Here is a 19,474-nt window from a genome sequence, read left to right as displayed (position 1 = left end):
TATTATTTAGAAATTAAACTAACTCTATTTTTAATTAAATTATTCAAATTAATAATTTCTTTAATATTCATTACTTTTTTTATCTTGTATTTTTTAAAACTATTTAATCGAAGCATATTATGCATTTTTTTGGAAATATCAGTATATTTAATTCTGTTATCTAAAAATAATTCTACTAATTTGTCATTTATAGAGACCAAAATGGTTTCAAATAATGAGGATTTTTCAGGCAAAATGTTTAAGATTTTAGTTAAAGGAAATCTCTTATAATCAATATTTTTAAAATCCAAATTATTCAAAATTTTAAGATCAATTTTTTTAGAGATAATTGTTTTTGATGATGAATAAAGAGAATTATAAATTGGTATTTTCATACTAGTATCGTGAACAACGATCTTTGTTAAACCATTCTTTAATTTTATTATTGCATGAACATAAGATTTAGGATGAATTAAAATTGATAATTTTTTATAAGATATATCAAATATTTTTTTAGCCTCTATTGTTTCAAATACTTTGTTCATCATTGTTGCTGAGTCAATTGAGATTTTTTTTCCCATCTTCCAATTAGGATGTTTAATCGCTTGTTTATAATTTACGTTTTTTAATTTACTTAATGGTTTATTTAAAAAAGGACCTCCTGAAGCAGTTAAGTAAATTTTTTCTATTAAATCTTTATTGATATCTTTTAATGCGTACCAAATGGAAAAGTGTTCAGAATCTACAGGAATAAATTCTGTTTTATATTTTTTCAACTCTTTATGAATCAAATCCCAACCGCATATAATTGCTTCTTTGTTGGCTATGGCGATCTTATTAGAGTATTTTATAATTTCAATCGTAGGTTTAAGCCCCTGTATCCCAGAAATTGAACTCATTGTATAATCAACTTTTTTTCTAAAAATTTTTCTAAAATTGTTAAAATTATTATAAATATTTATTTTTTTAGAAAATTTATCTTTTATAGCTTTATTGTAACTATTCTCATTAGTGATAATTAAATTTTTAACTTTAAAAAACTTAGCTTGTTTTAATAGCTCTTTATAATTTTCATCAGCAGATAATAAAATTATTTCAAAATTTTTTTTATCTTGTTTAATTATATTAATTAAAGTTTTTCCTATAGAGCCAGTTGAACCTAAGATAGCAATTTTTTTTTTCATTAACCTAAATAATTAAATAATAAATAAGAAATTGGCGTAGCAAAAATTATTCCATCAACTCTATCTAACAATCCACCATGTCCAGGTAATAAATTGCCAGTATCCTTTACTTTCGCTAATCTTTTAAAATAAGAAATAATTAAATCACCTGTTTGACTTATTCCTGAAATAAATAAAATAATCAATATATGAATTAAATCATTTTTTTTTAAATCATATAAATAATCATATAATGAAATATAATTTTGATATTCAGACAAAACTAAGGCTGCTATTATTGATAAGATAAAACTTCCTATCATACCTGAATATGTTTTATTAGGACTGATTTTAATAAGTTTTGGACCTTTAAACATCTTACCAAAAATATATCCGCCTAAATCAGTGAAAATACAAATAATTATTACAAATAAAAAAGCATTTAATCCATAATCAATTCTAAATAAATAAGCAGAGTAAAAGGATAAAAGTAAAAACAAAATTCCTAATAACTTTACTAAATCATTTTTACATATTTTTAACCATTCATAAGATGTGGCTAAAAAGAAAACTCCTAAAAAAAATAAAAAAAAGACTGAACCTTTTATTATAAAAAAAAGTGCTATAGGAATAATAACAAACGAACTTAGTATTCTTTTTTCAATTTCTTTAAGCATTAGATTTTCCCAAAATTTCTTTTAATATTTTTGTACTCTTTGATTATTCTATTATAGTCTTTTTCATTAAAAGCAGGCCATAATTTTTTTTCAAAGAATATTTCTGAATAAGCGAGCTGCCATAATAGAAAATTACTTAATCTTTTGGTATTTCCTGTTCTAATTAGTAAGTCAGGATCTGGAATATTTCTGGTTTGTAAATTTTTACTTAAATTTTTTTCACTTATAATGCTTTTGTTTTTTCTCATCTTTTTAAAAGCATCAATTAGTTCTGATTTGGAGCCATAATTTAATGCAAGGTTGATTTGTAACTTATTATTTTTTGATGTTTTTTTTTCAGACTTATTTAAGAGTTTATTAAGTTTTGAAGAAAATTTTTTAGATCCTAAAATTTTAAGTTTAATATTTTGCTTATGTAAATCATCAATCTTATTAATTAAAAAATTTTCTAATAGATTAAATAAATAATTAATTTCTTTTTTTGGTCTTTTCCAGTTTTCTGTAGAAAAAGCAAACAATGTTAGATAGCTTATTTTATTTTTGATTGACTCTTTTATTATTTTTTCAACAGTATTTAATCCAGCTTTATGTCCTGCGTTTCGAGAATTCTTGTATTTAAGACCCCATCTTCCATTACCATCCATGATAATGGCTACATGATTCAAAGGGTTCATATGGTCATTATTTCTTTTTCTTTTGCTGAAACTTTATCGTCTACAATTTGAATATGTTTATCTGTTATATTTTGAACATTTTTTTCAAAAGTTTTTTCTTCATCTTCACCAATTTCTTTAGATTTTAAAAGTTTTTTTAATTCATCATTTGCATCTCTTCGTATATTTCTGATTGAAACTTTACATTTTTCACCCATTGACTTGATCATTTTTTTTAATTCAGTTCTTCTTTCTTCGTTCAATTCCGGAATTGGTAATCTTATCAACTGACCATCAATCTGAGGATTTAATCCTAACTCTGATTTTTTTATTGCAGCATCAACTAAAGGAACATTATTTTGGTCCCAAATTTGAATATTAATCATTCTTGGTTCTGGTGTTGTAATACTTCCAATTTGATTAATTGGCATTTGTTGACCGTAAACATCAACTTTAACAAGATCTAACATTGCTGCATTAGCTCTTCCAGTTCTAAGTGACGAAAGCTCTTTAGTAAAAGCTTCTATTGATTTATCCATTTTGAGGCTATGTGATTTTTCATCAAACATTTATTCCCCTATTTTAATTCTGCTAAACTCCTTGATCTTTAAATCATTAATAGCAAGTTCTTTTAAAACATCTTGAACTTTCTTTTTTGGTTCCATTACCCAAGCTTGTGTTAAAAGAGCATTTTCTTCTTTAAACTTATTCATCTTACCTAAACTAATTTTTTTAGCAATCTCTTCAGGTTTTCCAGAATTTTTAAGTTCTTCAGTAATTAATTCCTGCTCTTTATCAATAATAGTTTTATCTATTAAACTCGACTCTAATGCTAAAGGATTAGAAGCAGCTATATGCATTGATAATTGTTTACCAAATGTTTTAACAGTATCTGAATTTTCTTTAGTTTCTAATGAAACAATTACAGCTAGTTTAGCTAAATTATCTTTTACCACTGTATGTAAATATTGATAATTATTTGAAGAAGAGTTAGAAATTGTTTTTGTTTTTCCAATAGTAATTTTTTCTCCAATTTTTGCTATTAATGCTACTAGGTTTTCCTCAACAGTAATATCATTTTTCATTTTTGATTTTTTTAATTTATCAAGATCAGAGTCGTTTTGATTGTTTAACTCACTTAGCTCTTTTACAAAATTTATAAAATCATCGTTTTTAGCAACAAAATCTGTTTCACAATTAACTTCAATTACTGATGTTTTTTTTTCGTCCCCACTGATTGCAACAACTCCTTCTTTAGCATCTCTTGACATTTTTTTTGATGCTTTAGAAATTCCCTTAACTCTTAAAATTTCAACTGCCTTATCTAAATCACCACCAGACTCTTTGATTGCTAAGTTACAATCTTTAAAACCAGCTCCTGTTGCTTCTCTTAATTTTTTAACTTTTTCTATGTCACTCATATTAGTTTAACTTTTCCTCTTTTTTTTTTGAAAATTTTTTTTCTAATTTATCTCGATCGATTTCAGCAACAGTTTTGTCTGATTTTTCTTTTTTTTCTGGAGCCTTTTTAGTTTCAGTTGCTGGTGCATTTTTTTTAGCATCAATAATTGTTTCTTTAATTAGATTACAGTAAAGATCAATTGATCTTCTAGCATCGTCATTTCCAGGAATTGGATAATCTATACCATCTGGATTTGAATTACTGTCTAATATCGCAATTATTGGGATACCTAGTTTAACAGACTCTTGTATTGCTAAAGACTCATAATTGGTATCGATAATGAAAACTAAGTCAGGAACTTTTTTCATCTCAGATATTCCACCTAAAGATCTTTGAAGCTTGTCTTTTTTAACACTCATCTTGAGTAATTCTTTTTTTGTAAAACCTCTATTCTCAGCAACTAGATCTATTTCAAGTTTTTTTAATTTTTTTATTGAATTTGAAATCGTTCCCCAGTTCGTCAACATTCCACCAAGCCATCTATAGTTTACATAATATTGATCTGTTTCTTTTGCTATCTCAGCAATTGCTTCTGATGCTTGTTTCTTAGTTGACACAAACAAAATTTTTCCATTGTTTGCTATTGTTTCATGGACTTTTTCCAGAGCAACTTTAATTAATTCTAAAGTTTGTGTTAAATCAATAATATGGATTGAATCTCTTTTGCCAAAAATATATTTTTTCATTTTTGGATTCCATCTAAGAGTTTTATGACCTAGATGTACTCCAGCTTCTAATAATTGTTGTATTGTAACGTTAGGTATCTTCATATTTTTTCCCGGTTAAGCCACCACAGTAATTTCCAATTAAGGACCGGAGGTATAAAACCAACAACTGTGTGCGTGTTAATTTAAAATTGAGGATTATTTACAAAGATTTCTACAAATTAACAAGCATAAATTAACTTATAATTGCAGATATTTCCTTATTTCTTAAGAGATTTATGGTTTTTCGATCAATATATCTCTTATTTTTGAGTTGGAAACTATAATCATTATTTTTGTCACTAATCTTTATTTTGATAATAGTATTTCCTTTTTCAGGTAAAAATTTTGATATTTCGTCTATTTCTTTAGATGATTTAAGATTAAGTGTAACTTCTTGAATAGGTTTGTTCAACAAGTCTTTTAAAGATACTATTTTTTGAACATTAATTCTTTTAAATCTATTTTCAGATTCTGAAATTGATTTAACTAATGTCAAAATAAGAGAGCTCCCTTCTTTTAAAATCCCACGATTTAAATCTAAAGTGTCTGAAAAAATAAATAACTCAAATACACTTGATAAATCTGTTAATTTTAAAACAGCATAAGAATTGCCTTTTGCAGTTTTTCTTTCCTGAATTTTTAATAATGTTGCTGCTATATTAGTTTCTTTTAGATCGTCATTATTATTAAAAGTTGAATAGTTATTGATGTTATAATCTTCAAATATATCTTTAAATTGATTTAATGGATGATCTGAAATAAAAAAGCCAACAGCTTCAAATTCTTTCGAAAGTCTTTCTTCAAATTCCCAGTCTTTGATGTCTAAAGTTATTTCATTTTCTTCATTTATATTATCACCAAATAAATCAATTTGATTAGCTGATTTATTTTCAAAATTATTTTTTGATTTAGTTATAAATCCTGGTATTGAATTAAATAAAGATTGTCTATTGATATTCAAACTATCAAAAGCTCCTGCTTTAACTAATCCCTCTAATTGTAATTTATTTATATCTTTTGGATTTACACGACTCAAGAAATCTGTAAGAGACTTAAATTTACCATTTTTCAATCTTTCTTTTACAATATTTGAAACCGCTTCATATCCAACTGCCTTAATGCCTCCTAGAGCATAATAAAATTTATTATTTTCAGTTCTAAACTCTGCAAAACATTCATTTATATCAGGTCTTATGACATTAACTTTTAATCTTTTCAATTCCTCATAAAATTCACCTAATTTGTTTTGATTAGATATATCCATGGTCATTGATGCTGCAATAAATTCTTTTGGATAATATGTTTTTAAAAATGCTGTTTGATAAGAAATTATAGCATAAGCTGCAGCATGACTTTTATTAAATCCATATTCAGCAAAAGGTTCGATTTTTAAAAATATTCCTGCTGCTTTTTCTTTGCTGATACCATTTTTAACGGCTCCTGCTATAAAATTTTGTTTTTGTTTTTCTAACTCTGCCCTTTTTTTTTTACCCATTGCACGTCTTAAAATATCTGCCTGTCCGGCTGTAAAACCAGATAACTTTTGAGCAATTTGCATTACCTGTTCTTGATAAATAATAACTCCATAGGTTGGTTTTAAAATATCTTCTAATAAAGGATGAAGATAATCAGGCTCTTGTCTTCCATGCTTACAATCATTGTAAGTTGGAATATTACTCATAGGACCTGGTCTATATAAAGCTACCAAAGCAATAATATCTTCAATATGGTTGGGTTTCATTTGAGTTAATGCCTCTCTCATTCCAGAACTTTCAATTTGGAATAAACCAACTGTTTTGCCAGATGATAATAGATCAAAAACTTTTTGATCCTGAAAATTAATATTTTCAATATTAAAGTCTTTTTTATTTTCTCTTATAAGTTTCTGAGTATTGTTTATAACAGTTAAAGTTTTTAATCCTAAAAAATCAAATTTAATTAAACCTGCATTTTCTGCTGAGTACATATCAAATTGTGTTGATGGTAATAATAAATCTGCTGTGGCATCTTTATATAACGGAATAAAATCGGTGAGTTTTCTATCAGCTATAACAACACCTGCTGCATGAGTAGCAACATTTCGATTTAAACCTTCTAATTTTAATGAGAGATCTGTAAGTTTTTTAACTCGAGGATCTTCATTAATTAATTTTTGAAGTCTTGGTTCTCCAGCAATACATTCTGTTAAACTTTGAGGTCTCGAAGGATCAAAGGGGATCATTTTAGATATAGCGTCAACAAATCCATAAGCTAATCCTAAAACCCTACCTACATCTCTTATGACCATTCTAGCTTTTAATTTCCCAAAAGTTATAATGTGTGCAACACTATCTTGGTATTTACTGGTCAAATACTTAAATACTAAATCTCTTTTTTCTTCACAAAAATCAATATCAAAATCTGGCATTGAAATACGGTCTGGATTCAGAAATCTTTCAAATATTAAATTAAATTTAATTGGATCAACATCTGTAATAGAAAGACACCAAGCTACTAGCGATCCAGCACCAGATCCTCTGCCGGGTCCAACTGGTATATCATTTTTTTTTGCCCACTTAATATAATCAGATACAATTAGAAAATAACTGGCATATTTCATCTCAATAATAATGTTAAGTTCATGTTCTAATCTATCTTTATACTCTAAATATTTTTGATTATTAGAGAATTCAATTTCGCTTACACCAAAATGAGAATTGAATTTTTCTTTTAGACCTTCAAAAGAATTTTTTTTTAAAATTTCATCAGCGTTACCATCTTTGTCAGAACTTATATTTGGTAGTATAGGTTTTGAGTATAAGGGTCTAAAATTGCAGCGAAATATAAAATTATAATTATTTTCTAATGCTTCAGGTAAATCAAAAAATAATTCCAACATTTCAGAATTATTTTTTAAATAATGTTGATTTGAAAATCGTATTCTGTTTTTTTCATTTACATAAGTTTTGTTTTTAATACAAATTAATGCATCATGAGCTTCGTGCATATCTTTGTTTAAATAAAAAACTTCATTAGTAGCTATAATTGGTATTTCTAATTTTAAAGACTGAGATAAATTAAATTTTTCAAAAGTGACTTCATTTTGATCTCCGTGTCTCTGAATTTCAATATAAAATCTGTCATCATATTTTGACTTTAATTTTTTATATAGATTTGTAATTTCAGTAAATTTTCCTTTATCAAATAACTGACCAAATAATCCATTAACAGTGCCTGAAAATAGAGCAACGCCTTCTGTTTTTTCAAATAATTCATCAATGCTTAAATGTGGATCTGTAGATTGGTCGTTTTTAAGATATGATAAAGAAGATAATTCAATAATCCTTTTATAGCCATCTTCATTTAATGCAAATAAAGGTAAAAGACCTGTTGTGTCTTCAAATTTAAAATTAATCTGGGTTCCAATGATTGGTTGAGTTCCTGCTTTTGATATTTTTTCAGCAAACTCTAGTGCTCCACACAAATTAGATGTATCACAAAGAGCTAAAGATCTAATTTTATTTTCTTTAGAAAATTCTTTTAAATCATCAATTTTAATTGCTCCTTCACAAATTGAATATTGAGAATGAATTTTTAAATGATTAAAATTTTGAATTTTAGACTCAGCCATTAATGGTTTTTATACTACCATTAACTATTTCCAATAAGCAATCTGACTTATCTGCAAAAAATCTATTATGAGTTGCAAATATAATTAATCTATTTGGATTTATTTGTTTTTTTAAGATTTCAAAAACACCTTTTGCAGTTTCTAAATCTAAACTACCAGTTGGCTCATCGGCTAAAATAATTTGAGGGTCATTAATCAATGCCCTAGCTATAGAAACTCTTTGTTTTTCTCCTCCTGATAATTGTGATGGATAATGATTTGCTCTACTACTAAGACCAACTTTACGTAATAAAATTTTAGATTTAGCTATAGAAGACTCTTTATCATTTCCAGCAGCTAGATTTGCTAAATATATATTTTCTATTGCTGTAAAATCTGAAAGTAAATTATCTTGTTGATAAATTATCCCAATTTTTTTTGCTCTTAAAAGATCATTTTTTTTAGAATTTTTAAAATCTATATTGTTGTTTTCAATTGAAATTGAACCAGATGATGGACGATCAATTAATGATAATAAATTTAAAAGAGTTGATTTACCCGAACCAGATGGCCCCATAAGAGAATAAATTTTACCTTTTTTGAATTTGTAGTTAATTTTTTTTAAAACATTTATTTTTTTTTCAGTAACAAAAGTTTTATTTAAGTTTGAAAGTTGAATTAAATTATTCATATTTAAGTAATTTAACAGGATCTAATTTTGCAGCTTTTAAAGCTGGAAATATAGAAACGATTATTGTTATTAATATTGAACATAAAGATATTATAAATATTGAAGATATATTGATTTCTGAAGGCATTGTGCTTAAAAAATAAATTTCTTCTGGAAATAAGCTAATATCAAATACGTTACTTAAAAATTGTCTAAAATTTTCAACATACATTGAAAAAACTACACCTAATAATATACCAAAAATTGTAGCAGAAGTTCCAATAATAACACCTACTAAAAAAAATATTTTGATTATAGATTTATTTAAGACACCAATTGATTTTAAAATGGCTATATCGCGTGTTTTGTTTTTAACTAATATAGTTAAACCTGAAATAATATTAAATGCTGCAACAATTATAATTAAAGACAATATTATAAACATTACATTTCTTTCTACTTTAAGAGCTGAAAATAATGAGCTATTGGTATCAGCCCAACTATATACAAATTCATTAGGAAATATTTGCTGAACAATAAATTTTTGATTTTCTATGTTTTGAGGATTCTTTAAATAAATTTCTAGATTTCTGTCTTTTTTATCTAAATTAAAAAATTCATCTAATGTTTCTAGATTAATAAAAGCAATATTATTGTCAAAATCAGCTAACCCACTTTCAAAAAATGAAATTACAGTAAATGTTTTCTTTTTAGGCAAATTACCAATAATTGTTTCAACTCCTGATGATGACATTATCGTAATATTATCACCTATTTTAAGTCCAAGTGTGAAACTTAATTCTTTTCCAATAGATATGAAATTTTTTGTTAGATTATTTCTATTGCCTATAAAAGTTTTATCTTTAATTATTTTTAATTTTGAAAAATCATTTTTAGAATATCCTCTTAAAACAATTCCTTTAGAAATATTTTTCTGAATTATTACTGCTTCTCCTGAATTGCTTAAAATTAAATCATTTGAAATGAAATTAAGATTTGTTTTACTTAAATCATCAATAACAATTTCTTTTTCATAAGGTTTTACTGTAATATGTGCATTAAAACCTACAATTTTATTTATTAACTCAGATCTGAATCCATTCATTACAGACATAACAATTATTAAAACTGCTACTCCCAAACTTATTCCAATAAATGAAAAGATTGAAATGATATTCAAAAAACCATCTTTTTTTCTGGCTTTAAGAAATCTAAATGTAATCTCTTTTTCTAGTGTAGATATCAATTTTTTTCTTTTTGTTCAGAAATTAGATTAATAATATCATTCAATTTAAGCTTTTTGGAATCTTTCCCAACTTCTTTAAATTCTATTAAATCACCATCTGTTTGCTTACCGATGATAATTTGATATGGGGCACCAATTAAATTCATCTTTTTTATTTTTGATGAAAAATTTTCGTCGGTATCATCTATTATTGAATCGATATTATTTTTGTTAAGTTCCAAATTAATGTTATTTGCTTTTTCAAGTGCTGAGATATCATTTTTATTTATCATTGGAATAATTCCTACTTCATATGGTGCAACTGAAATTGGCCATTTCATGACTTCATTTTTTTCATCATATTTTGCCTCAATTATTGCACCAACAAGCCTTGAGACTCCTATTCCATATGAGCCCATTTTAACAAAATCTTTTTTCCCTCCTGGTAAATCAACTGATGCTCCCATTGGTTTAGAATACTTGTCACCAAAATAAAAAATATGTCCTACCTCAATACCTTTGGTTATCAATCTATTTTGTTCTGTCACTTTATTTTCAAATTCTTCTTTATTAAATTTTTCATCAGTCACAGAATAATATTCTTCAAATTTCTTCCTCATATTTTCTAATGATTTTTTTTCTAATTTTGTATCTTCAGTAGTTAAATCAAAAATTCTTTTATCAGTAAAAATTTTACTCTCTCCTGTTTCGGCTAATATAATAAATTCATGAGAGAGATTTCCACCAATTGGACCAGTATCTGCTGCCATTGGTATAGCTGTTAAATCTAATCTATTGAAAGTTTTTAGATAAGATAAGAAAAATTTATTATAAGAAAATTGAGCTTCCTCATCTGATATGTCAAATGAATATGCGTCTTTCATATAAAATTCTCTGCATCTCATAATTCCAAATCTTGGCCTTATCTCATCTCTGAATTTCCATTGAATATGGTACAAAAGTTGTGGCAAAGATTTATAAGATTTAATCGAAGATCTAAATATATCTGTTACTAGTTCTTCGTTTGTTGGCCCATAAAGCATTTCACGATCTTGCCGATCTTTTATTCTTAACATTTCCTCGCCATAATCTTCATATCTTCCACTTTCTTTCCATATTTCGCTAGATTGAATTGTTGGCATTAATATTTCTTGGACCCCAATTTTATTTTGTTCTTCTCTAACTATTTTTTCAATTTTTTTCATTACTTTAAAACCAAGTGGTAACCATGAATAAATACCTGCAGAAGATTGCTTAATCATGCCAACTCTTAACATTAATTGATGAGATTTAATTTTAGCCTCTGATGGGTTATTTTTTAAAATTGGGATAAAAGATTTTGAAATATACATGTTAACTGATTATATTTCTTAAGTTCAAATATTCAAACTTCATTAACAAATAAATTGCAATGAACAAAATAGTTGTAATTCCTGTACAATAAATGAACTTTTTTGGCATTTTAGGATTTTCTGGAGAACCTGAATCTTCACCTTCAATCTTTTTGATCTTAATTCTATCTACATCGATAGGTAATATTGCAAAAAAAACAATCCACCAAATAATTATATAAATTATTGCTAAACCGGTAATACTCATTAAATCTTAACTAAGTTGATGTTGGTGAAAGGTTTTTTACCAGTTTTTTCTTTAGTAAATTTTCTTAAAGCTATTTTCAAAGCATCAATAAGATTGTGTTCTTGACTTTTGTTACCTAGTTTAAAAGTTTTAGTTGTTTTTTCTATCTCCTCTTCAAGTCCATAAATAAACTCATCAGTTTCATAAACAGGCAAACCTCTAAAAGTTATTATTGGATTATTGTGGATATTACCTTTGGATGTAATTAAAATTGTAACTTCTAAATAGCCATTTGCACTTAAATTTTTCCTATCTTTTATTGATTGAGAATTCTCTTCTACACTTATATTCCCATCAAGATATAATCTACCACTCGGTGCTTTGTCATAAACTTCAGGATAATGCCCAGGTGCTAATTTAACAATATCACCATTTTCTACTTGAACTGGATAAGGCACTTGCATTTCTTTTGCAAAGTTTACATGCTCTATCATATGTCTATGTTCACCATGAACTGGTATTACACATTTTGGTTTAACCCAATTATACATATCTTTCAGATCTTCTCTATTCGGGTGCCCTGAAACATGAATAAATTCACTTTCCTCTGAAATAACTTCAATTCCATCTTTTACTAATTGATTATGGAGTTTATAAAGTTTCTTTTCATTTCCTGGTATGATTTTAGAAGAAAATATAACTGCATCATTTTTTTCAATAAATACATCTGGATGTGTATAGTTAGAAATTCGCATCATAGCACCCATAGGCTCTCCTTGGCTTCCAGTGCAAAGATAAACTATTTTTTCTCTAGAAATATTTTTTGCTTCTCTTGGGTCTATAGGATCAATTGTATTTTGAAGATATCCACATTGTCTAGCAGCTTTATATATTCTGTGCATAGATCTACCAACTAAAGAAATTTGTCTTCCAGTTTTTTCAGCACAATAAAAAACTGACTCCATTCTAGCTACATTTGATGCAAATGATGTAATTACTATTCTTTTTTTTAATCTACTCATAATATTGAGCATATTTTTTCTTACATCTAATTCAGATCCTGATCTACCTGCACTAAAAACATTAGTAGAGTCACATATCATTGCTAGAACTCCTTCATCACCAATTTCTTTTAATCTTTTTGAATTAATTTTATCTCCAATTAATGGATTTGGATCTACCTTCCAATCACCAGTATGTAATACAACTCCTGCCGGTGTTTGAATTTTGAGACCATTAGGTTCTAATATTGAATGTGTTAAAGTAATATATTCAATTTCAAAAGGATCTAATTTTACTTTTCCATTAAGTTCAACAATTTGTAAATCTTTTGTAATATCGATATGTTTTTCTTTGAATTTTTCTTTAATTAATACTGCTGTAAAAGGTGTGGCATAAATTTTGCAACCTAACTTAGGCCAAAGATGAGCAACAGCACCTATGTGATCTTCATGGGCATGTGTTAGAATTATACCTAATAAATTTTCTTTTCTTTCTTGAATAAATCCAGGATCAGGATAAATCAAATCAATCCCTGGAATAGTATCATCCGCAAAAGTTACTCCAATATCGACCATAATCCATTTATGATCGCCTGGTTGTCCATAGGCAAATAAATTCATATTCATCCCAATTTCACCAGAGCCACCTAAAGGGCAAAATAAAAATTCATCTTTCATATTATTTTATAAGTTTTGAAGCTTTAAGAAGACCATTAATTGTTATATCTAAATCTTGTTTTACTTTTGTTTTAATTGAGTTTTTAAATAATTTTGAAAAACCACCTGTAATAACTACTTTAAATGGTTTTTTTGTTTCTTTCTTAATTAAATTTATAATATTGTCAATCAATCCAGCATAACCCCAAAAAAAACCAGATCTCACAGCTGATTTTGTATCTTTGCCAATAACTTTAGACATTTTTTTTAAATTAATTTTAGGAATTAAGGATGCTTTATCAGAAAGTGTGTTTAGTGAAATATTGATACCAGGAGAAATAATTCCACCTTTATAATCTTTTCCTATCAAAACATCAAAAGTAGTAGCTGTACCAAAATCTAAAATAATAAAATTTTTATTTTTTGCAGAAACACAGATTGCATTTGCCAATCTATCAGATCCTACCTGTTTGTAATTAACACCTATTTTTAAAAAATATCTTAAATTTAATTCTTTTAATTCAAAACATTTTATTGATGTTTTTTTTTTAAAATAGTTTTTTAATTCTTTATAAGAAGATGGAACAACACTACAAAATAATATTTTTTTTAATTTAGCAAAATTAAATCTTTTAAAATGTTTATTTAAAATATGTATTTTTTTTCCGTTTGTTGGAATAAGTATTTTTTTGATAATCTTATTATTTTTTACTAAACAAATTTTTGTTTCAGTATTTCCTATATCGCCCAAAATAATCATTTAGCTGGCTTTATAGTACTTTGATAAAAATTTCTCAAAAGTTATTTTAAGTTCTTTCACGAATTTTTTCTTATTTATCTTTTGATTTGTAATTTCAAACAAATTAGTAGTAGGATAATTTGGTATAATAGGACTTTTGATCAAATTAAGTCCAACTCCAACAACAAAATATTGCTTTTTAGATTTTTCAATTTTTTCCTGTAAGATTCCACAGATTTTTTTTTTATTAATTAATAAATCATTAGGTGATTTAAAAGTAATCTTTTTTTTATAATATTTCGATATAATCTCTTTAACTAAAAAACAGTTTATTTTAGTTAACGAACTTAACGATAATTTAATATTTTCTAATTTGTAAAAAAAAGATAAAAATACATTTCCTTTATAAGAAATCCATTTTCTTCCATATTGACCTTTTCCATTTGATTGTGACTCTGAAACAATTAAGCCAAATTCATTTTTTGAGGACTTAATTAATCTAATAGCAGTTTGATTTGTACTTTTTACTTTTTTAAAATTAAATTGTTTTAGTTTCATTGAATTATGTTAATTCTTGAAACTACTTCAATTAATTGACTCGGGAATATAAAGTATATCAAAATTAACAGTGTAGAAGCTGCAAGAGAAAATTTTAACCAAACACTATGGTCTGTATCATATTTTTCCTTTTCTTCATCAAAATACATTATCTTAATTAGTCTTAAATAATAAAATGCTGCAATTACGGTTGATAATAAACCCACCACAGCTAAAAAATACATTGATTGTTCAATAACTGATTTAAAAACATAAAATTTAGCAAAAAAACCAGCAAGGGGAGGAATTCCTGCTAAAGAAAAAAGAATAATTAATAATGATAAAGACAACATTGGATGATTTTTTGATAATCCAGATAAATCATCAATATTTTCGTAGTATTCATCTTTTCGTTTCATCATTAATAAACATGAAAAAAGTCCAAGATTCATCAATATATAAATCGTTATATAAATTACTGAACTTTGTATTCCATCATTAGATCCTGTTGCTAATCCTGCCAAGGCATATCCAACATGACCTATTGAGCTATATGCTACTAATCTTTTTAAGTTAGTTTGTCCTATCGCTGCGACAGCTCCAAAAAGCATTGAGGCAATCGATAAAAAAATTAAAATCATTTGCCACTGTTCAATTAAATTTAAAAAAGGAACATATAAAAATCTTATAAAAACTGATAATGCTGCTATTTTAGGAACCATAGTAAAAAACAATGTTACTGAAGTTGGTGATCCTTCATATACATCAGGTGCCCACATATGAAATGGAACAGCTGAAATTTTAAATGCTAAACCGACCAATATAAAAACAATGCCGAATGTTAAAGCATATTCGTTTGAGTTTAATTGGGTAGCAATTACATCAAAATTAGTTGATCCAGTAAAACCATATATTAACGAACATCCATACAATAATAAACCTGATGATAAAGCGCTTAAAACAAAGTATTTTAATCCTGCTTCTGAAGATTTAATATTATCTCTATTGAATGTTGCCAAAACATATAAAGCTAACGATTGAAGCTCTAGTCCCATATAAAATACAATTAAATCGTTAGAACTTATCATTATCATCATACCCAAAACTGAGCTCAAAATTAGTATGGGATATTCAATTTTAAAAATCTTGAATGTTTTAAGATAGGTTGAAGAAATTATTAAAACTAAGAAAGCAGCTAATAAAGTTATTATCTTCATAAATGATGATAGATAATCAATTATCAAACTATTATTAAATAGTTTTACTTCACTAATACTTATTGTTTCGTTAAATGTAATTACAGCTGTAATTAATAAAATAATTAAAGAGATATTTTGAATAATTATTGAGCTATTTTTTTTAAATACTCCTAATATCAATAAAAACATTATAGATAACGACAAAAAAATTTCTGGAAATACCAGTTGCAAATTTTCCATTAAAATTTACTCACAAGTTTATAATTATACGTTTCAATTAAATCTGAAATTGATACTTCAATTGTATTTATTAAAGGATCTGGGTAAAAACCAAAAAATAAGGTAGGTATAGCTAAACAACATAAAATAAATAATTCTGATTTGTTTAAATCAATCATTTGTTTTAAATCACTATTTACTAATTTTCCAAACACTACTCTTTTATATAACCATAACATATATGCTGCACCAATGATTACACCTAAGCTTGCAATAACAGCCACTAAAAAATTATCTTTAAATGCTGCCATTAAGATTAAAAATTCACCAACAAAACCACTTGTACCAGGAAGACCTAAAGCTGCCAAAGTGAATAACATGAATAATACTGAGTATTTAGGAACTATACTTACAATCCCTCCGTATGTATTAATCAATCTAGAATGCATTCTATCATAAACAACACCAACACATAAGAAAAGTGCTGCCGAAACAAGGCCATGACTTATCATTTGAATAATACTTCCTTCAATACCTTGTTGTTGAAGTGTAAAAATTCCTAATGTGACAAATCCCATATGTGCTACAGATGAATAAGCAATTAATTTTTTCATATCTTCCTGCATTAAAGCAATAAAGGAAGTAAAAATAATTGCGATAACACTTAATAAATAAATTAAAGGTGTAAAAACCTCTGAAGCATCAGGGAATAAACCTAAAGAAAATCTTATAAAACCATAGCCTGCCATTTTTAATAAAATTGCTGCTAATAAAACAGAGCCAGCTGTTGGCGCTTCAACATGAGCATCAGGCAACCAAGTATGAACTGGCCACATCGGTGTTTTTACAGCAAATGAACTAAAAAAAGCTAGCCATAGAAGATTTTGATATTTAACATCTATACCTATTTCATATAGCTGTACTACATCTGTTGTGCCTGTTATCCAGTATATTGAGATTATTGCAACTAACATCAATACTGATCCTAACAAGGTATATAAAAAGAATTTAAATGCAGAATATACTCTTCTTGTTCCACCCCAAATCCCTATGATTAAAAACATTGGAATTAAACCAGCTTCAAAAAATAAATAAAATATAACAAGATCTAAAGAACAAAAAACTCCAATCATAAAAGATTCCATTATTAATACCGCTATAAGAAACTCGCTTAATCTATTTTTTATAGAATTATTAATTGATAAAACGCAAAGAGGTGTAATAAATGTTGTTAATAAAATAAATAAAATTGATATTCCATCAACGCCAACTTTATAATTAATAAAATTTTCAATCCAGACTCTATCCTCAACAAATTGAAATTCAGAAGTTGTTTGATCAAATAAGGTCCATAAATAAATAGACAAAAAGAAATTTACAAATGAAGTAAATAAAGCAACATATTTAACTGTGTTGTTATTTTTTTTACTACTTCTAGTGAAAAATATAAATAAAGAGCCAATAGTTGGAAGTAAAATTAAAGATGAAAGAATAGGAAAATTCATTATTTAACAATTAAAAAGGTTAATAGAGCAGAAAATCCAAGAAGCATTACAAATGCATATTGATAAATAAACCCACTTTGAAATTTATTGGCTTTAATAGAAAATTTTTTAATGATTGCTGAAATGCCGTCAGGACCAAATCCATCAATTATTTTCAAATCAAAAAACTTCCACAAAAATAATCCTATTTTTTTTGATGATCTCACAAATAAAACATCATAAAGCTCATCAAAATACCATTTGTTTAATAAAAAATTATATAAAGGTTTATTAATTAACACTATTTGTTCAGGTAATTTTTTATTCTTAACAAATAAATAATAAGCAATTGGAATTGATAAAATTACTAAAGTTGGAGTTAAAATTAAAAACCAAAATGGTGGATGATCACTACTTAAAGGCTCCAAAAAAAAGATTGAGTCTTTCCAAAAATTATTAGCCGACTCATAACTAATAAATAATTCTTTAAAAACAAAACCGGCAAATACTGCTCCAATTGAGAGAAAGATTAAAGGTATTAACATCACTAGAGGAGACTCGTGAGTTTCCTCTATTTTGATATTTTTGTTATTATACTCGCCATGAAAAGTTTTAAACATTAGTCTCCAAGAATATATTGAAGTAAGAAAAGCTGTAAAAATTCCAATACCAGCTGCATAAAAACCTGTTGTATTTCCTCTTAAATATGCAAACTCAATAATTGCATCTTTAGAGTAAAAACCAGACAATAAAGGAAATCCAGTTAAAGCTAAGGTTCCTATAATCATTAATGCGTAGGTATAGGGAAGCTTTTTCCATACACCACCCATATTATTTATATTTTGTTCATCTTTAAATGCATGGATAACTGATCCAGATCCTAAGAATAATAAAGCTTTAAAAAAAGCATGGGTAAATAAATGAAACATTGCCACATTATATGCACCTACTCCAGCTGCAAAAAACATATAACCTAATTGACTACAAGTTGAATAGGCAATTATTTTTTTTATATCATTTTGAACTAAAGCTACAGATGCAGCAAAGAAAGCTGTACACATACCAACAATAGTAATGATATTTAATGCTAATTCTGAATACTCATAAATTGGAGAACATCTTACAACTAAAAAAACACCCGCTGTCACCATAGTTGCTGCGTGTATTAGGGCTGAGACCGGTGTAGGACCTTCCATAGCATCTGGCAACCAAGTGTGCAGTAAAATTTGCGCAGATTTTCCCATTGCTCCAATAAATAAAAGTATACAAATTAAATTTATTGCATTTATTTCAATGCCTAAAAAAACTAACTCTTTATCTTTAATTGATGGGATTTGCTCAAAAACTCCAGAATAATTGACAGTTCCAAATAAATAAAAAATTAAAAATATTCCTAAAGCAAAACCAAAATCTCCAACTCTATTTACTACAAATGCTTTGATTGCGGCTGCATTAGCTGTTTCTTTTTTAAACCAAAAACCAATCAAAAAATAGGAGCAAAGACCTACCCCTTCCCAACCAAAAAATAGTTGTATAAAATTGTCAGAAGTTACCAACATTAACATTGCAAAAGTAAACAATGATAAATAAGCCATAAATCTAGGTTTGTGTGGATCATGAGACATATATCCAATTGAATAGATATGGACTAAAGCTGAAACTGATGTGACAACTACCAGCATCACTGCTGACAAAGCATCAATTTTCATAGACCAATTAACATCCAAAGATCCAGAATTAATCCAAGTGGCAATAACTATATTATCTTGATATTGATTAAATATTACTTCGTATAAAACCAACGCAGAAAGTACCGCTGATATTGAAACCAGTAAACTTGTAACAATTTCAGAATTTCTATCTCCAATAAATTTTCCAAAAAAACCTGAGATAATTGAAGCTATTAAAGGCAATGTAATAATTGAAATTTCCATT

General features: G+C 26.7%; 17 protein-coding genes. All 17 read right to left on the bottom strand.

The features are described from left to right. Positions 1 to 2 precede the first annotated feature (2 nt). A complete protein-coding gene (locus ACTTAV_RS04040) occupies positions 3 to 1,163 on the bottom strand; it encodes a 1-deoxy-D-xylulose-5-phosphate reductoisomerase (RefSeq protein ID WP_440670386.1) in 1,161 nt (386 codons plus the stop codon). Next, the gene (locus ACTTAV_RS04035) at positions 1,163 to 1,819 is read right to left on the bottom strand and encodes a phosphatidate cytidylyltransferase (protein WP_440670385.1); all 657 of its coding nucleotides are present in this window, start codon (positions 1,817 to 1,819) and stop codon (positions 1,163 to 1,165) included. The genes ACTTAV_RS04040 and ACTTAV_RS04035 overlap by 1 nt, the downstream gene beginning before the upstream one ends. Next, positions 1,819 to 2,493, bottom strand: coding sequence for a polyprenyl diphosphate synthase (gene uppS, locus ACTTAV_RS04030; RefSeq protein ID WP_440670383.1), 675 nt, complete (start codon positions 2,491 to 2,493; stop codon positions 1,819 to 1,821). The genes ACTTAV_RS04035 and uppS overlap by 1 nt, the downstream gene beginning before the upstream one ends. Further along, positions 2,490 to 3,041, bottom strand: a complete 552-nt coding sequence (gene frr, locus ACTTAV_RS04025; RefSeq protein WP_440670381.1) for a ribosome recycling factor — start codon at positions 3,039 to 3,041, stop codon at positions 2,490 to 2,492. Before frr ends, uppS begins: the two co-directional genes overlap by 4 nt. Then, the gene (gene tsf / locus ACTTAV_RS04020; RefSeq protein ID WP_440670380.1) at positions 3,042 to 3,893 is read right to left on the bottom strand and encodes a translation elongation factor Ts; all 852 of its coding nucleotides are present in this window, start codon (positions 3,891 to 3,893) and stop codon (positions 3,042 to 3,044) included. A 1-nt stretch (position 3,894) separates the two neighbouring features. Beyond that, on the bottom strand, positions 3,895 to 4,704 hold the full coding sequence (gene rpsB, locus ACTTAV_RS04015) for a 30S ribosomal protein S2 (RefSeq protein WP_440670378.1): 810 nt from the start codon (positions 4,702 to 4,704) through the stop codon (positions 3,895 to 3,897). A gap of 130 nt (positions 4,705 to 4,834) precedes the next feature. Continuing rightward, positions 4,835 to 8,251, bottom strand: a complete 3,417-nt coding sequence (dnaE, locus tag ACTTAV_RS04010; protein ID WP_440670376.1) for a DNA polymerase III subunit alpha — start codon at positions 8,249 to 8,251, stop codon at positions 4,835 to 4,837. Continuing rightward, entirely contained in the window at positions 8,244 to 8,921 is a 678-nt protein-coding gene (locus ACTTAV_RS04005) for an ABC transporter ATP-binding protein (protein WP_440670375.1), read from the bottom strand. Before ACTTAV_RS04005 ends, dnaE begins: the two co-directional genes overlap by 8 nt. After that, complete coding sequence (locus ACTTAV_RS04000; RefSeq protein WP_440670373.1) at positions 8,914 to 10,146, bottom strand: lipoprotein-releasing ABC transporter permease subunit; 1,233 nt, start codon at positions 10,144 to 10,146, stop codon at positions 8,914 to 8,916. The genes ACTTAV_RS04005 and ACTTAV_RS04000 overlap by 8 nt, the downstream gene beginning before the upstream one ends. Then, positions 10,143 to 11,477: a proline--tRNA ligase gene (proS, locus tag ACTTAV_RS03995; protein ID WP_440670371.1), complete on the bottom strand. Its 1,335-nt coding sequence runs from the start codon at positions 11,475 to 11,477 to the stop codon at positions 10,143 to 10,145. Before proS ends, ACTTAV_RS04000 begins: the two co-directional genes overlap by 4 nt. Before the next feature lies 1 nt (position 11,478). After that, on the bottom strand, positions 11,479 to 11,724 hold the full coding sequence (locus ACTTAV_RS03990) for a DUF1467 family protein (protein WP_440670369.1): 246 nt from the start codon (positions 11,722 to 11,724) through the stop codon (positions 11,479 to 11,481). Further along, a complete protein-coding gene (locus ACTTAV_RS03985) occupies positions 11,724 to 13,382 on the bottom strand; it encodes a ribonuclease J (protein WP_440670367.1) in 1,659 nt (552 codons plus the stop codon). The genes ACTTAV_RS03990 and ACTTAV_RS03985 overlap by 1 nt, the downstream gene beginning before the upstream one ends. A 1-nt stretch (position 13,383) precedes the next feature. Beyond that, positions 13,384 to 14,121, bottom strand: coding sequence for a type III pantothenate kinase (locus ACTTAV_RS03980; protein ID WP_440670366.1), 738 nt, complete (start codon positions 14,119 to 14,121; stop codon positions 13,384 to 13,386). Further along, positions 14,122 to 14,658: a biotin--[acetyl-CoA-carboxylase] ligase gene (locus ACTTAV_RS03975; protein WP_440670364.1), complete on the bottom strand. Its 537-nt coding sequence runs from the start codon at positions 14,656 to 14,658 to the stop codon at positions 14,122 to 14,124. It lies immediately after the preceding gene. Beyond that, positions 14,655 to 16,076 carry an NADH-quinone oxidoreductase subunit NuoN gene (nuoN, locus tag ACTTAV_RS03970; RefSeq protein ID WP_440670362.1) on the bottom strand — a complete coding sequence of 474 codons (1,422 nt, stop codon included), beginning with the start codon at positions 16,074 to 16,076 and terminating at the stop codon, positions 14,655 to 14,657. Before nuoN ends, ACTTAV_RS03975 begins: the two co-directional genes overlap by 4 nt. Further along, positions 16,076 to 17,560, bottom strand: coding sequence for an NADH-quinone oxidoreductase subunit M (locus tag ACTTAV_RS03965; protein ID WP_440670361.1), 1,485 nt, complete (start codon positions 17,558 to 17,560; stop codon positions 16,076 to 16,078). The genes nuoN and ACTTAV_RS03965 overlap by 1 nt, the downstream gene beginning before the upstream one ends. Next, positions 17,560 to 19,473, bottom strand: a complete 1,914-nt coding sequence (gene nuoL, locus ACTTAV_RS03960) for an NADH-quinone oxidoreductase subunit L (RefSeq protein ID WP_440670359.1) — start codon at positions 19,471 to 19,473, stop codon at positions 17,560 to 17,562. Before nuoL ends, ACTTAV_RS03965 begins: the two co-directional genes overlap by 1 nt. Position 19,474 lies beyond the last annotated feature (1 nt).

The sequence above is a fragment of the Candidatus Pelagibacter sp. HIMB1483 genome (genome assembly GCF_052048135.1).
Classification (GTDB): Bacteria; Pseudomonadota; Alphaproteobacteria; order Pelagibacterales; family Pelagibacteraceae; genus Pelagibacter.
This window is presented reverse-complemented; position numbering and strand designations above follow the sequence as displayed.

What these genes read in the sequence shown, in the direction of transcription:
- nuoL (WP_440670359.1), bottom strand. Translation starts at nt 19,473, where the DNA reads ATGGAAATTTCAATTATTACATTGCCTTTAATAGCTTCAATTATCTCA.
- proS (WP_440670371.1), bottom strand. Translation starts at nt 11,477, where the DNA reads ATGTATATTTCAAAATCTTTTATCCCAATTTTAAAAAATAACCCATCA.
- dnaE (WP_440670376.1), bottom strand. Translation starts at nt 8,251, where the DNA reads ATGGCTGAGTCTAAAATTCAAAATTTTAATCATTTAAAAATTCATTCT.
- tsf (WP_440670380.1), bottom strand. Translation starts at nt 3,893, where the DNA reads ATGAGTGACATAGAAAAAGTTAAAAAATTAAGAGAAGCAACAGGAGCT.
- ACTTAV_RS03965 (WP_440670361.1), bottom strand. Translation starts at nt 17,560, where the DNA reads ATGAATTTTCCTATTCTTTCATCTTTAATTTTACTTCCAACTATTGGC.
- uppS (WP_440670383.1), bottom strand. Translation starts at nt 2,493, where the DNA reads ATGAACCCTTTGAATCATGTAGCCATTATCATGGATGGTAATGGAAGA.
- nuoN (WP_440670362.1), bottom strand. Translation starts at nt 16,076, where the DNA reads ATGGAAAATTTGCAACTGGTATTTCCAGAAATTTTTTTGTCGTTATCT.
- rpsB (WP_440670378.1), bottom strand. Translation starts at nt 4,704, where the DNA reads ATGAAGATACCTAACGTTACAATACAACAATTATTAGAAGCTGGAGTA.
- ACTTAV_RS04040 (WP_440670386.1), bottom strand. Translation starts at nt 1,163, where the DNA reads ATGAAAAAAAAAATTGCTATCTTAGGTTCAACTGGCTCTATAGGAAAA.
- ACTTAV_RS04005 (WP_440670375.1), bottom strand. Translation starts at nt 8,921, where the DNA reads ATGAATAATTTAATTCAACTTTCAAACTTAAATAAAACTTTTGTTACT.
- ACTTAV_RS03975 (WP_440670364.1), bottom strand. Translation starts at nt 14,658, where the DNA reads ATGAAACTAAAACAATTTAATTTTAAAAAAGTAAAAAGTACAAATCAA.
- ACTTAV_RS03980 (WP_440670366.1), bottom strand. Translation starts at nt 14,121, where the DNA reads ATGATTATTTTGGGCGATATAGGAAATACTGAAACAAAAATTTGTTTA.
- ACTTAV_RS04035 (WP_440670385.1), bottom strand. Translation starts at nt 1,819, where the DNA reads ATGCTTAAAGAAATTGAAAAAAGAATACTAAGTTCGTTTGTTATTATT.
- frr (WP_440670381.1), bottom strand. Translation starts at nt 3,041, where the DNA reads ATGTTTGATGAAAAATCACATAGCCTCAAAATGGATAAATCAATAGAA.
- ACTTAV_RS03985 (WP_440670367.1), bottom strand. Translation starts at nt 13,382, where the DNA reads ATGAAAGATGAATTTTTATTTTGCCCTTTAGGTGGCTCTGGTGAAATT.
- ACTTAV_RS03990 (WP_440670369.1), bottom strand. Translation starts at nt 11,724, where the DNA reads ATGAGTATTACCGGTTTAGCAATAATTTATATAATTATTTGGTGGATT.